The 12,628-nt window shown below is 60.5% G+C and carries 16 protein-coding genes; 9 read left to right on the plus strand and 7 right to left on the minus strand.

Annotation, left to right across the window (positions count from 1 at the left end; all coding sequences use genetic code 11):
• Positions 1-54 precede the first annotated feature (54 nt).
• The 6 genes from VHD36_12360 to VHD36_12385 all read left to right on the plus strand — a co-directional run bounded on the left by VHD36_12360 (position 55) and on the right by VHD36_12385 (position 5,126).
• The gene (locus VHD36_12360) at positions 55-972 is read left to right on the plus strand and encodes an ABC transporter ATP-binding protein (GenBank protein ID HVU88103.1); all 918 of its coding nucleotides are present in this window, start codon (positions 55-57) and stop codon (positions 970-972) included.
• Positions 969-1,733, plus strand: a complete 765-nt coding sequence (locus VHD36_12365) for an ABC transporter permease subunit (protein ID HVU88104.1) — start codon at positions 969-971, stop codon at positions 1,731-1,733. The genes VHD36_12360 and VHD36_12365 overlap by 4 nt, the downstream gene beginning before the upstream one ends.
• Before the next feature lie 160 nt (positions 1,734-1,893).
• Positions 1,894-3,099, plus strand: coding sequence for an iron-containing alcohol dehydrogenase (locus VHD36_12370; protein HVU88105.1), 1,206 nt, complete (start codon positions 1,894-1,896; stop codon positions 3,097-3,099).
• Complete coding sequence (locus VHD36_12375) at positions 3,099-3,590, plus strand: GNAT family N-acetyltransferase (GenBank protein HVU88106.1); 492 nt, start codon at positions 3,099-3,101, stop codon at positions 3,588-3,590. The genes VHD36_12370 and VHD36_12375 overlap by 1 nt, the downstream gene beginning before the upstream one ends.
• 188 nt (positions 3,591-3,778) lie before the next feature.
• Positions 3,779-4,708, plus strand: a complete 930-nt coding sequence (gene thyX, locus VHD36_12380; GenBank protein HVU88107.1) for an FAD-dependent thymidylate synthase — start codon at positions 3,779-3,781, stop codon at positions 4,706-4,708.
• Positions 4,701-5,126, plus strand: coding sequence for a DUF4440 domain-containing protein (locus VHD36_12385; GenBank protein HVU88108.1), 426 nt, complete (start codon positions 4,701-4,703; stop codon positions 5,124-5,126). The genes thyX and VHD36_12385 overlap by 8 nt, the downstream gene beginning before the upstream one ends.
• Before the next feature lie 55 nt (positions 5,127-5,181).
• On the opposite strand, the gene VHD36_12390 is transcribed toward VHD36_12385, so the two are convergent.
• Both VHD36_12390 and VHD36_12395 read right to left on the minus strand, forming a co-directional pair.
• On the minus strand, positions 5,182-6,384 hold the full coding sequence (locus VHD36_12390) for an Lpg1974 family pore-forming outer membrane protein (protein HVU88109.1): 1,203 nt from the start codon (positions 6,382-6,384) through the stop codon (positions 5,182-5,184).
• A gap of 350 nt (positions 6,385-6,734) precedes the next feature.
• Positions 6,735-7,184, minus strand: coding sequence for a hypothetical protein (locus tag VHD36_12395; GenBank protein ID HVU88110.1), 450 nt, complete (start codon positions 7,182-7,184; stop codon positions 6,735-6,737).
• 520 nt (positions 7,185-7,704) lie between these two features.
• Between VHD36_12395 and VHD36_12400 the strand changes: the two genes are divergently transcribed.
• The 3 genes from VHD36_12400 (at position 7,705) to VHD36_12410 (ending at position 9,936) form a co-directional block, all read left to right on the plus strand.
• Positions 7,705-8,682: a PEP-CTERM sorting domain-containing protein gene (locus VHD36_12400; protein HVU88111.1), complete on the plus strand. Its 978-nt coding sequence runs from the start codon at positions 7,705-7,707 to the stop codon at positions 8,680-8,682.
• Positions 8,683-9,180: 498 nt separating this feature from the next.
• Positions 9,181-9,333, plus strand: a complete 153-nt coding sequence (locus tag VHD36_12405; GenBank protein ID HVU88112.1) for a hypothetical protein — start codon at positions 9,181-9,183, stop codon at positions 9,331-9,333.
• A gap of 231 nt (positions 9,334-9,564) precedes the next feature.
• Positions 9,565-9,936 carry a hypothetical protein gene (locus tag VHD36_12410; GenBank protein ID HVU88113.1) on the plus strand — a complete coding sequence of 124 codons (372 nt, stop codon included), beginning with the start codon at positions 9,565-9,567 and terminating at the stop codon, positions 9,934-9,936.
• Positions 9,937-9,940: 4 nt separating this feature from the next.
• Here the strand turns inward: VHD36_12410 and VHD36_12415 are convergent, their stop codons facing one another.
• The 5 genes from VHD36_12415 to VHD36_12435 all read right to left on the minus strand — a co-directional run bounded on the left by VHD36_12415 (position 9,941) and on the right by VHD36_12435 (position 12,572).
• Complete coding sequence (locus tag VHD36_12415; protein ID HVU88114.1) at positions 9,941-10,291, minus strand: hypothetical protein; 351 nt, start codon at positions 10,289-10,291, stop codon at positions 9,941-9,943.
• Between the two features lie 74 nt (positions 10,292-10,365).
• Positions 10,366-10,935 carry a hypothetical protein gene (locus tag VHD36_12420; protein ID HVU88115.1) on the minus strand — a complete coding sequence of 190 codons (570 nt, stop codon included), beginning with the start codon at positions 10,933-10,935 and terminating at the stop codon, positions 10,366-10,368.
• Entirely contained in the window at positions 10,922-11,329 is a 408-nt protein-coding gene (locus tag VHD36_12425; GenBank protein ID HVU88116.1) for a hypothetical protein, read from the minus strand. Before VHD36_12425 ends, VHD36_12420 begins: the two co-directional genes overlap by 14 nt.
• Before the next feature lie 4 nt (positions 11,330-11,333).
• Positions 11,334-12,008 carry a hypothetical protein gene (locus VHD36_12430; GenBank protein HVU88117.1) on the minus strand — a complete coding sequence of 225 codons (675 nt, stop codon included), beginning with the start codon at positions 12,006-12,008 and terminating at the stop codon, positions 11,334-11,336.
• Positions 12,009-12,332: 324 nt separating this feature from the next.
• Complete coding sequence (locus VHD36_12435; GenBank protein ID HVU88118.1) at positions 12,333-12,572, minus strand: hypothetical protein; 240 nt, start codon at positions 12,570-12,572, stop codon at positions 12,333-12,335.
• Positions 12,573-12,628 lie beyond the last annotated feature (56 nt).

Consider the following 12,628-nt stretch of genomic DNA (forward strand, 5'->3'; position numbering starts at 1 on the left):
GAACACTCCAGCGGCCCCTGGCTAAAAAAAAGTCGAGCAATCTACCGGCACCCTATGTTTCTCACCTTCGACCACGTCACGAAGTTCTACGGGCCGGTAATCGGCGTCAACAACATCAGTTGCCGGATCGGGCCGGGCATCACTGGTTTGTTCGGCGCCAATGGCGCCGGCAAATCGACCTTGATGAAGCTGGCCAGCGGCCAGTTGCGCCCCAGCCAGGGTGAGGTTCGCATCGGCGATCATCGCGCCTGGTCGACAACCGCCAAACATTATTTCGGCTACGTGCCCGACTTGAACAGCTTCTATGAAGAAATGACCTGCCGTGATTTCGTCTATGTGCTGGCCCGGCTGTATGGGCTGTCACGCGCCGACGCGCGGGCGCGCACGAGCGAAGTCATCGAAGAAGTGGGCATGGCTGATCGCGCCGGTCGGCGGTTGGCCGGTTGCAGCCACGGCATGCGGCAGCGGATCAAGCTGGCCCAGGCCTTGATCAATGATCCGCCGATCCTGCTTTTGGACGAGCCCATGAGCGGCATCGATCCTGGTGGCCGTCGCGAGATTTCGCGATTGCTCTTGGCGCAAGGCGAAAAGGGCAAAACGATCCTCATCTCGAGCCACATCCTGGCCGAGACCGAAACGCTGACCGATTCGGTGTTGATCATCGCCCGTGGGCGCATCGTGGCGTCGGGCACGTTGACCGAAATTCGCTCGCTGTTGGAAGACCGGCCGCTGACGGTCGAAATCGGCTCGTCGCAGGCACGGCAATTAGCGGCCCTGCTGGTTGCCGAGCATGAGGTACGTGGCGTGGAGCTGCGGTCCGACGGCCTGGTTCTCCAAACGCGCAATCCGCTGCGGTTTTTCACGCTCTTGAATGATCTCGTCGCGGGGCACGGCATCGACGTCCACAAGCTCCACACGCTCGACGCCGGCGCGGATGCCGTTTTCAACTATTTGCAACAAGGGGCCCGATGAGTCTGTTTCGCGCGTGGACCACACTGGTCTGGCTATCGTTTCGTCGTTTGCTCTGGTCGGGCAGCACGCTGATGGTGCTGTTGCCGCTATCGGCGTGCGTGCTGTTCCTGATGCGGCGCAGGTTCTGGCGTGAAGAGAGCTCGTTCGAGGCCTTTAACGGCTTCAGCCAGTTCTTGATGTTCGTGTTCGCCTCGTTCGTTGTGCCAATGTGCGCCGTGGCCTACGCAACAAGCAGCATCGGCGGTGATCGCGAGGACCGCACGCTGCTATTCTTGCTGGTGCGCCCGGTGCCGCGACCGCTGATCTTTCTAGCCAAGTTCCTGGCGACGCTGCCGCTCGTGCTGGGGCTCTTGATGGGATCGTTCTTCGTCTACTGCCAACTGGGGGGCGCCAATGGCCGTGATGCGTACGTGCTCTACCTGCCGTCGATCTTCTACATGGCGATCGCTTATGTCAGCCTGTTTCATTTCTTCGCCGTGTCGTTTCGCCATTCCACGATCATCGCCCTGATCTATTCGCTTTTCATGGAACTTCTCCTGGGCAATATGCCAGGCATCGTGAAGCGGGTGGCGATCAACTATTACGGCCGCTCGATGATGTATGCCGCCGGGGTACCCAAAGGGCTGGAACGCCCCGATGCGCAGTGGTTCGAGCCGATTTCGGCCACCACCAGCGCCGCGGCACTTGCGGGGATCACGGTTGTCGGGCTGCTTGTGGCGCTAGTCGTGTTTCAGCGACGCGAGTACACTGACTTGACTTGAAATTGACGACAACTCGCTCCCTTGCCGGGAGGGGCGGGGAGGGCTGATGCGGTCCACTCCGTTCGGCTTTCACCCCTCACCTAACCTCTCCCCTGAGCGGAGAGGGATTATTAGCCACGTTGGAAATCGTTCGCGCGCGTCAACGCACACTTCTCACGCGATGTCCGATATCTGGAGCTTTCATTCCGCCGGCCAGCTCGTATTCGGACGTGGTGCGATTGCGCGCGCTGGCCAGCTCGTCACGCGACTGGGCGTGCGGCGCGTCATGGTTGTCACCGATCAGCGGCTGGCCGATGCGGGCATTGTCGACTCGGTGACGGTGCCGCTCGCGGCGGCCGGCATCGATGCTCCTTGCTTCACCGGCGGCGAGCCTGAGCCGACCCTGGAAGCTGCCGAGCGCGCCATCGCGCATGCCCGCGACGTGCGGCCCGACGCCGTGCTGGGGCTGGGCGGCGGTAGCAACATGGACCTGGCCAAGATTACGGCCGCGGTCCTGGCCCACGGCGGCCGGCCGCGCGATTTTTTCGGCGACGATTGCCTGGCCGGCCCGGTGCTTCCTTTGATTTGCGTGCCCACGACGGCTGGCACCGGCAGCGAGGTGAGTGCGTCGTGTGTGCTCACCGATCGGCAGAATGAGGTCAAGGTCGGCGTGCTGAGCAATTATTTGCGGCCGCGGCTGGCGATCGTGGACCCGCTCTTGACGGTGTCCTGCCCGGCAAAAGTCACGGCCGACAGCGGCATCGACGCGCTGACGCACGCCATCGAAGCGTTCACGGCCGTCGACAATGCGCGGTTTCCGCTGGCCCCCGGCGAAAAGACCGTTTATCAAGGGCGCCATCCGCTGGCCGACGCGCTGGCGGAAAAGGCAATTCGCCTGATCGGGCAAAACCTCGAGCGGGCGGTCTCGCAACCGACGGACGAGGCAGCGCGCGAGGCGATGTCGCTGGGGGCGACGCTTGCCGGCATGGCCTTTTCGAACGTTGGCGTCGCGCTCGTGCATGCGCTCGAATATCCGCTCGGCGGCCTGACACATTGTTCGCACGGAGCCGGGAACGGGTTGTTTCTGCCGTACGTGATGCGCTTCAATCTTCCGCGGCGCGAGCGCGAGCTGGCGCAGATTGCGACGTTCCTGGGTATCGAAACGCAGGGAAAGTCCGAGCGGCAGGCGGCCGAGGCCGCGATCGAGCGCGTCGAGCAGATCAGACTCGCGATCGGCATTCCCGCGCGGCTGCGCGAGCTGGGGGTCACGCGCGAGCGATTACCGATGCTGGCCGAGAAGACCTTGGCGATCAAACGCATCTTGCGCGTGAACCCACGTGCCGTGACGCTCGTGGACCTGACATCGATTTTGGAGTCGGCCCTTTGATGGCGGAAACAGATAAGGCCTCGTCCGGTGCGGCCGCGATCGAGGTGCGCTCGATGAGCGTGGACGATTTTCCCGCCGTGTGCCGGCTGCTCACCGAGTTGGGGCGCCCCGCGCCGACGGACGAGACGCTCCCTCAAGTGCGCCGGGTTTTCGAACGACACCTGGCCAGTGCCGATACGTCCAGCCTGATTGCGCTGCGCGACGGTGCGGCCGTTGGCCTATTGACGCTGCACTTTCGCGAACGGCTGAGCCAGCCGGTGCCCGAGGCGTGGATTCCGGATTTCGTCGTCACGGCGGACGAGCAAGGCCGCGGCGCGGCCCATCTTTTGATGCATCGGGCGATGGAATTGGCCCGGGCGCGCGGCTGTCACCGCGTGGCGCTCGAATCGCACTATCACCGGCACCGCGCGTACCGCTTCTACGCTCGCGAGGGCTTCACCGACGTGGGCAAGTGCTTTTCCCTTCCGCTTGATCCGCCGCCGCCAAGTTGAAAAGCGACGGCTGAAAACGAAACGACGTGCGGCCCCTGTCGATTTTGGGGGCAGTCGTTAGAATGGCGGCTTTCTTCGGGCCGGCGAAGCGCGCGGTTGCCGGCCGAAAGACCGCCGGGCGATCCCCGGCGGCTAAATCGGTAAACGCAACTGCTCCTTCACTGGCCGCTGACTACTGACTACTTCCCATGCCCACCAATGCCACGCAAGTCGACGAGCTGCGCTGGAAGAAGTTTCCGGTGCTGAATGACGGATTCGTCTGCCTGGTGGACGTCATGGGAGACGACCAGTCCGTCGTGCAGGCGGCGCGGGTCAGCTACGGCGAAGGGACGCGCAAGGTGTCGGACGATCGGGGGCTGATTCGCTACCTGATGCGGCATCGGCATTCGACTCCCTTCGAAATGGCCGAGATCAAGCTGCTGGTGCGCGTGCCCATGGACACGTGGCGACAATGGATTCGCCATCGCACGGCCAACGTCAACGAATATTCGACGCGTTACTCGCTGGCCATCGATGCCACGCAGGAAACACCGGCCGACGCCTGGCGCTCGCAGGCGGCGACGAATCGCCAGGGAAGCGGTGCGCCCTTGGATCCGGCCCTCGGCGCCGAGTTGTCGGCCGAGGAGTTGGCGCTGCAGCGCGAATCGCGGCGCGTGTACGAAAGCCGCATCGCCCGCGGCGTGGCGCGCGAACAGGCGCGCAAGGACCTGCCGCTGTCGACGTATACCGAAGCCTATTGGAAGGTGGACCTGCACAACCTGCTGCATTTCCTGGCCTTGCGGATGGACGCGCATGCCCAGTGGGAGATTCGCACCTACGCGGCGACGATCGGCGAGCAAATCGTGCGGCCGCTGTTTCCGCTGGTGTGGGAGGCGTTCGACGATTACCGGCTGCGCGGCCAGTTCCTCACGCGGCTCGATCAAGAAGTGATTCGCCGGCTGCTCGCCCGGCTGGCTGCCGCCGGACGCAGTGCGGCCACGGACGAAGACTTCATGGCCGTGCAAGACGCCAGTTGGGCCGGCCTGGCGCGCTGCCGCGAGCGCGACGAATGCCGCGCGAAATTGGCTTCGCTGGGCTTCTTACCCGAAATCGCGGAAGGAAATCGTGACGATGACTGAGCGCAAATCCCGTACCACGGCCCCGAGCGAATCTTCGGTGACCGAAGAGCTGCTCGCGCTCAATCAGCGCCTGCTCGACAGCATCGTCGCGGCCGATTGGAAGACCTACGAGAAGCTGTGCGATCCGTCGCTCTCGGCCTTCGAGCCCGAGGCCCGCGGACGGCTGATCGAGGGGATGCCGTTTCATCATTTCTATTTCCAGCTCGGCAAGCCGAAGACCGTGCCGCAGGCGACGATGTGCTCGCCGCACGTGCGGTTGCTGGGGGATGATGCGGCGGTGGTCAGCTACGTGCGCCTGGTGCAGAAGCTGGATGAGTCGGGTTCGCCGGTGACGAGCGTGTGCGAAGAGACGCGCGTCTGGCAGCGGCAATCGGGCACCTGGCGACACGTTCACTTTCATCGCTCGAACAATCCGTAGTCTGCGGTGCGCGACGCAATTTCTGCGCTTCTCGGCTACGGCGATTCGCGCTCGCTCAGAACTGCATCGAGGCACGGGCTACCAGGCCGTCGAACGAGAGAATGTTCGAGGTGTCGCTCAAGGCCACGAGTCCACCGGTGCTGGCCAGGTTCGTCCACACCTGGAACATGTAGCCGGCCGATAGCGCCCAGCGCTCGGTGGCCCGCCACGACGCGCCGAACTCGATGTCGGCCACGGTCACCATGCGGGCGAGGTTTTCGTTGACCGTGATCGTGTTCACATTCACCAGATCATTGGCCACGTAACTCCCGGAGTGGCCGCCAAGCAGGATTCCGTATCCGCCGCGCACGTAGAGCGCTGACCATGCGCCGACGTTGCGTCTGGCCTCGAGCGCCAATCGCGGGCCGGCGCCGGTAAACGAGTTGGTCTGATACTGGTTGAACGACGAGGCACCATTGTCGTAGCACAGCGTGGTCGTCGATTGGCTGAAATCCATGATGCGCGCGCCGAGTGAGCCCGTTAGCAGCCAGCGACCGCCGCTGAAGGCGACCGGCTTATACAGGTCGATATCGAACACGTTGAACCGCAGGTGCATCTGGGCGTTAACCTGGTTGCCGAAATCCGGGCCGTTGTTATTGTTGTTCTGGCCGATCAAGAACCAGATGAAGTTGACGTCCGGGATGAATCCGGAGTTCTGCGTCGTGGCGTTGAAATTACTGTTGGCGTTTTCCTGGAAGTGCCAGTACGTGAATTGAATACCGCTGCCGGTCGTCGGCGAGCGATACCCCAAAAAGACGCGCGGCGAGGATTGATAGTTGAAGTCGAAAGTATTCAGCATCGCGTTTGCGCTACCGTTGTCGCCGTGGCCGAACAAGAACGCCGCGGGCTCGCTCATCTGGGGCCGAATGAACAGGTAATCCGCGCCGGCATAATAGGTTTGCGACAAGGTCGTCTGCGCGGCTTCCATCGCTGAGTACGCCACGGATTGCGTGCCGCTTGGTGGCGCTTCGTCCGTCACTTCGTCCATTTTTTTGCCGAACGAATCGCCGAAGATCAGCGGGCTTGTGCCGCGGCCGCGGCCCGGGCTCGGGGCGCTTAGGTCAGTCGGTTTCGCGGGCAGGACGAAGGGCGCGGTCGGCGACACCGGTGGCAACCGCTGGACGATCGCTGCTGAGGACGCGTTCTCGCTGGCGATCGCGGTCGCGGTCGCGAAGATCAGCGGCATGCCCAGCGCAAGAATCGCTGATGTCAAACTCATGCGGTGTTGGGACCACCCGGCGAACATGGCTGTAGCCTCCTCTGGTCCTGCCGCGGGCCAAAGCGCGCAGGATGACAAAATGAAATCCGTGGAAAAAAAGACGCGCAGACGGGGGGCGGTGGGCGCGACGCGAGAACCGCGGCGACTCAGCAGAGCGAAGAGACCGCCCCAACTAGTGGAGGGGTATCGGCCACATCTCGCATGGGAAATGACCACCCGGGGCTCAACTCCGGCTTATAGCGGTCGCGTAAAGTCGGCGGACCCGCTAGCACCGCATGTTGGTAGGATGCGGGAGACGAAGGCAGCTATCGCGCGCCTGCGGAGGAACGACTTCTCCCCTGGCACGACGATCAAGAGATGCGAGCGCTAGCGTTCGACGGAAGCAATGCCGGAAAATGCGCTCGATCGTCGACGGCGCGAAAATCATCCGCCGTGTACGGGCGCGCGAGCGTCATGTTGCGGCGGCGCAGTTGATAGTGGATCACCCGGTACCGGGCGTTCCAGCGCATCTCGCTGATCGTGGCCACGAACGGACGGTTCTTGCCCAGCTTCGAGCAGACTTCGACTTGATCGCCCAGATCGAATCCGTCACCGCGAATCGCCTGCCGCATCGTGGGCCGCACGCGCAGGCGGTGTTTGCCGTAGCTGAGCAGGAGATAAGGCCCCTCGCGGCCGTCGTAGCGAAACACGCGCGTGCTGGGGATCAAGCGCCGCGCCAGACGAATGTCGGCGGGGTGAATCCACCCGTCGCCATTTTCCGGCCAGCGAGAATAGACGCGATAGGCAAGCTCGGTACGCATGGCCCATGCACCTCCCGGGCAATGTCGCATGCCCCTTGAGCGCCGTTCACGGTACTGCACTCTGCAGGTTGCGGCAAGCGTTGGTAGATCGTCGAACCGCCGCCCCCCGTGTGTGGATTGCGGCGCTGACTGAAAAGGCTTTCTATTGATCGGTTTGTATCGCGCTTCGCGTCCGGGGCGTACAGGACTCGTTACGTGGCAATGATAATTCAATAGCTTCCAGGACCGGATCGGCTACAATCGCAACCGGTTTCGACGACCAAGTCCAGCGTCCTTACGGGGGCGCGTAACAAGATGGAGCTGGACGCACATGAATTCATCGTCGCAATGTTGCCGTGTTTTGGGCGCGATCGTTGGAACGTCGTGTCTTCTTGTCTATGGGTCGGTTGCACTGGCCGTCGGACCTAATTACCAAACAGTTAACGACACCACCGCTCCCAATTTTACGGGAGCACCGGCAGGCACGCTCAATGACGTGGTCTCGTTGTCGAGCAAGGATGGGGTTGAGGGAACCGGCACCGTGATTGGCGTTTCTCAGCCGGTCGGCACGGTCTATACGATTTCGATTTTGACGGCCAATCACGTGGCGAACGAAGGCATCACGACGGCAAACTTCGGTTTGGCAGGCGATGTATTGCAGATGAAATTGACGGGCAAGTCGGTAACGTACAGCCTGAATGACCCGAACAATACCCAAAAGCTTCCCGAGGATCTGACGATCGTACAGGCCACGGTTGACACGACGGCGCTCGTGGGAAACGCGAACAAGGCCGCGGAGTTCGCCCTGGTGAGGGCCAACGTGCCCAGCGTGGCGGCGTTTGCCGTGGCGCCCCCCGCATCGAACCCCCATGGCACGGATGTTCCGGACCTGACGATCAAAGCAGCTACTCAATCATTCACCGAATATGGATACGGCAACCAGGGGACGTATGATCCGACCGCGCCTGCGCATTTCACCAACGGCGCCGCAGGGACGCGGATGTTCGAGAACAACGTGACTAGTGCCCTGATCGGCGCCAACGATTCGATCGACACCGGCTACTTCCAGCCCTATGGGATCTTCACGGCCAAAAGTCCATCGCTCGTGGCCGGCGTGGCGCCGGCGAATCCCACGAGCAACGGCCAAGGCACCAGCACGACCGGCGATTCGGGTGGTCCGCTGATGTTTGGCACCGCCGGACCTACCGTCACGGTCACGCCCAATTGGGGCACGGCGCAGCAGAAGGTGCCGACCGACATCCAGCTCAGCTTCACGAATAGCCTGGCGGCTGTCGTGCAAAGCGTGAATCTGACCAGCATGAATCCGGGCGTCGTCAATGTGGGCAACCAGAACCTGGTCGTGCCGTTGGTCGGCGGGGCGGGCGGGTCGCTGGCCTGGGCTCAGACCTATGCCAATAATCCCAATCTCGTGCCCGAACCAGGCTCGTTCATCTTGGCCGGGCTTGGCCTCGCCGGCCTGGGCCTCTTCGCGCGGCGGAAAAAGTATCGCAAGGTCTGATCCGTGCGCCGCGATCCGATCATTCAAAATCCCACAAGCCCCGTCGGGTCCAAGCTGGTCAGACGGGGCTTTTTGTTTTCGCCGCCCCTTGGCTGGCACCACGGTGTGACTAACTCGAACTTTTCACGCAACTCGAACGTCGTACCCCATTTCAAAACGACGCGCCCGGTTCGCTGCGCGCTGATCGCGGTCGCCCGAGGTCCTTCCTTTGGTAGAATGTGAGCCCCGGATGCCGGCGGGAGCAGCGTGGTGCGAACGGGCACACGGCCGCCGGTGTCCCACGAATTGCGTTGCCGTCGGCGCAAAAGGCAACTCGGTTTCAAGCGCCTGTAGCTCAGGGGATAGAGCAACGGTTTCCTAAACCGCCTGGGCCAGTGTTGTAACCCCTTATTTCTCGGCTTTTCCGCCATTTCTATCCGCTACAGCAACACGGGAAACGGTCCCCGTTGCTGCATTTCCCGGACAAATCCGGACAAGAGCGGAAAGGGGTTTCACACCATGTACGTCGATGCCATCCCGTGCGGTCGCCGCTTTCGATTCGCTGTCTACATTCGCGGCCGTGAAAAGCCCTACGTGAGTCTGCGGACGTTTGCCACGCCGCGCATCGCCAAGCGTGCCGGGTGGCGTGAATTCGGCATGGTCAAGGTCTAACCAACAGGGGAAATATCATGCGAGTCACGGCCTTGTGTGCGTTCGCGCTTACCGTTGTGTTGTTTTTGGCTGGGCCTGATCTTACCTTCCTGATTCTAGGTGGCCGATGATAACGACACAAAACCTGATCGAAGCGTTGGAATGGCTGTTAGAGCGCGCGAAGGGAAGCCACGTACAAATTGACATTTGGACCGTCCGCAAGGTGCTGGACGCTCTCAGGGGGACACAACAGTGACAACTAAGCCCGATACAACCAGCCAGGTCTTTGGGGTGTTGTTCGTAGCCGTCTTTCTGGCCGGATACCTGTGGGTCAACACCGGCAGTCCCGCCCCGTCGCAACGTTTCGTCGGACGTGGCGAGCGTGTCACGGTGCGTAACGCGCTTGTGGCGGTGGACTACGAAACGTGGAAGGAAATGGACAAGCTTCAGTCGATCGGCGACACGGCTGGTCTGAACCAACTGACCGATGCGAAGCTGATTACGCGCGCCGGTGGAACGGTGCTAGTGATTGATCCGGGCTTCTGCTGCGCCCGCGTACGCTTCCTGGACGGTCCGATGCAGGGCGCGGCGGGATATCTGAGCGTGGCGTATCTGAGTCGGTAGCCGTTCAGATAACTTGGCCGGACTTCAACAGAGTGAGTTGGTCCGACGACAATCGTGTCTTGTCGCGGTCCGACAACACAATGACGCGACCACTCGCAAGCAATTCCAATTGCCCAGCCGACAAGCGATCCTTGTCGTGCTGCGTCAATTCGATGATTTGCCCGGAAGCCAGTAATTCTAGCTGTTCGGGAAGCAACCGATCTTTGTCGTGCTGCGTTAGTTCGATAATCCGTCCGGAAGCCAGTAGCTCCAACTGGCTGCGCGACAGACGATCCTTGTCCGCCTCAGTTAGCTCAATCTGGCGACCGGATGCCATTAGAACTAGCTGCTCCGGGCTGAGTTGCTTTCGATCCATGATAATTCCGCCGTAATGGTTTCGGGATGGCCAAAAGATGCGCTTACGGAATCCTAGCGCTGGTCGTCGCCGAGTCAACCGCGGTCAGTGCGTACGGTGCCCTGTAGTGCGCCGATCAATTTTTCGTCAAGTTGATCGGCGCGTATTTCTGCGCGCATCGAACCCGCAAGCTGCCGTAGATGCGGGTCTATCATCGCGCGATACCCTTGCACCGATATTTCCCGCCGCTCAAGCGCCACCGGGTTAAGGGTCGAAAGGGTAGCCATCACGGCCATCAAATCATCACACGCCTTAGCTGAAAGCAGCAGCGTCGATCTTGGAATTAGATCATGCAAATCCTTGGCTGCGGCCATGAACTCAGACCAAAGCTTATCAGTCTCTGTGGCCGCTTTGCCTGCCGACGCGAAAAGCAACCAGTTGCTTCCGCAGTTTTGAGCTTTGGAAACTTTGACCACAAGTTCCGTGCAAAGGTCAGCACGACGAATCCATAATTCCTTCGCGTACGGTTCCCACCCGGCGAGACGGCGCAGACGGTCCGACTTACCAATTGCATAGAAACTGCCAAAGATCGACAGCAATGACGACAGCACAGCAATGGATACGGATCGGATAACGTCCACCCACCACGTATCAGGATTCGCCATCTTTGTTGCTCGGCTGGTCTTTGAGGCTGACGAGATACGGTTTTACCTCACCAAATGCAACCACAATCGTCACGATTTTATCGGGTACGACTATCTCGCGAATCATCTTGCCAGTTGCCATTTTCGCTAGTGCTTTGTCGGCTTGCTCAACCGACATAGGGTGCAGAACGGTAGGAACGTAGCCGGGTTGCATCCCGCCGTCTCGGTCGTCTTTGGCCCTTTGATGTTCCTTAGGCGAGATAAACGTCTCGGCAAACGCCTTGCCATTTTTGTCCGTCCAGTCCACCACAAAGACAACTGGCAACTCAAGACCTAAGTCGATCCAGCGTTGAGCCATTGCCCGGACATCGTTGATTGCCTCTTTAAGAAGCAATGCCTGCGGCTCGCGATGCATGTACCTATTCCAGATGCCCTAGGATGTTTGTGACGAATTCGATTCGATTTTGGCAGGCAGCAATCATCGGCGCAATTTGTTGCTTTGAATAGTGATCTTGCTTTGTGAGAGAGTTCGCCATTGGCGGATTCACGCCATAGCCTGGAAACGCCTTGAAATGCTCCTTTACGTAGTTGTAGACCTCACGATCCAAGCTATTGAATGCCAAAACGGCTGCCGTGTCGGAGGCTTCAAGCAATGCCTTCGACTGTTCGAGACGCTGTAGAAACCCTCGCATTTTCGCTCGCTTCATGCTTAGCTCTGGATTGGCGTTCTTTGCCTTTTCCAGTTCCGAAGTGAGCGTTGCGACTTGGCTACCAAGCGACTGGATCGTTTCTTCCTTTGAGGCGAGTTGACCCGACACCTGATCGTACAAGGTCAGATGGGTCTTGAAGACCGCGTAGAACGCGAAAACGACAGCCAAAACGACCCAGCCGACCACTACTGTAAGGAAGGCCCAAACTGTTTTCTCCCAAGCCTTGCCTGGGTCGCTGGTGAAATAACCAAATGCCCAAGCAGCTATTGAGGTGCTGACTAACCCGGCGGCGATTACGCTTACGCTCTTTACGCCGAATAGCTGCGCCGCGTCGTGAGCGGATTGCTTTATTAGTTTTCTGAGATAGTCGCGGCGGTTGTTCATTTCTTCTTTGCCAACAAAACACTGCCGGAGCCGCGCAGGGCAGTTCGCACGGCTCCGGCGAATGTGGGGAAGGGTGTGGGTTACACCCAACGGCAATAGTGTAACGGCAACTGATGGCCAATAAAATAACCGCCTGAGGGTCGCACCCCTCAGACGGTTTGACTCACGGCCCCTAGCCGCAAGCTACGCAGCGAGTCGTGGGTAGGATTCGGCCACCTCTGAGACATACACCTCGGAGCATGCTTTCGCGACGATCAGCCAACAGGCGTCACGGCGGGTTAGGGGAGGGGCGGGATACGCCCCGCGTCCGCTAATGTAACTGCGTTAGCTGGCATCGGCCAGCGGAAGCATCGGCAATATGTCGGGATTCTCGGCGGTCGAATCCTCGCGCGTGACGCGAACAATCAGGCACACGTCTTCCGCGTCGATAAACTGAAGTGACTCGCCGTTGGACAAGGCAACTTGTACATCGGCATCGTCGGGGATTTCTACGTCGTGCCGGTCAAGCAATGCTACCAAGTCGTTTCCGTCGAAAATCAGGCTGTCGTTTCGGACTCGCATCATGGGTGCAACCTCCAAAGTTGGGCAAAAATGTGGGCCACGCGGCCCCTCTGCTCAAC

Source organism: Pirellulales bacterium, assembly GCA_035546535.1.
In the GTDB taxonomy this organism is placed as follows: domain Bacteria; phylum Planctomycetota; class Planctomycetia; order Pirellulales; family JACPPG01; genus JACPPG01.

Coding starts and splice junctions, on each gene's coding strand:
- VHD36_12420 (HVU88115.1), bottom strand. CDS start 10,935: ATGGCGAATCCTGATACGTGGTGGGTGGACGTTATCCGATCCGTATCC.
- VHD36_12395 (HVU88110.1), bottom strand. CDS start 7,184: ATGCGTACCGAGCTTGCCTATCGCGTCTATTCTCGCTGGCCGGAAAAT.
- thyX (HVU88107.1), top strand. CDS start 3,779: ATGCCCACCAATGCCACGCAAGTCGACGAGCTGCGCTGGAAGAAGTTT.
- VHD36_12370 (HVU88105.1), top strand. CDS start 1,894: ATGTCCGATATCTGGAGCTTTCATTCCGCCGGCCAGCTCGTATTCGGA.
- VHD36_12360 (HVU88103.1), top strand. CDS start 55: ATGTTTCTCACCTTCGACCACGTCACGAAGTTCTACGGGCCGGTAATC.
- VHD36_12415 (HVU88114.1), bottom strand. CDS start 10,291: ATGGATCGAAAGCAACTCAGCCCGGAGCAGCTAGTTCTAATGGCATCC.
- VHD36_12405 (HVU88112.1), top strand. CDS start 9,181: ATGTACGTCGATGCCATCCCGTGCGGTCGCCGCTTTCGATTCGCTGTC.
- VHD36_12425 (HVU88116.1), bottom strand. CDS start 11,329: ATGCATCGCGAGCCGCAGGCATTGCTTCTTAAAGAGGCAATCAACGAT.
- VHD36_12435 (HVU88118.1), bottom strand. CDS start 12,572: ATGATGCGAGTCCGAAACGACAGCCTGATTTTCGACGGAAACGACTTG.
- VHD36_12365 (HVU88104.1), top strand. CDS start 969: ATGAGTCTGTTTCGCGCGTGGACCACACTGGTCTGGCTATCGTTTCGT.
- VHD36_12385 (HVU88108.1), top strand. CDS start 4,701: ATGACTGAGCGCAAATCCCGTACCACGGCCCCGAGCGAATCTTCGGTG.
- VHD36_12375 (HVU88106.1), top strand. CDS start 3,099: ATGGCGGAAACAGATAAGGCCTCGTCCGGTGCGGCCGCGATCGAGGTG.
- VHD36_12390 (HVU88109.1), bottom strand. CDS start 6,384: ATGAGTTTGACATCAGCGATTCTTGCGCTGGGCATGCCGCTGATCTTC.
- VHD36_12430 (HVU88117.1), bottom strand. CDS start 12,008: ATGAACAACCGCCGCGACTATCTCAGAAAACTAATAAAGCAATCCGCT.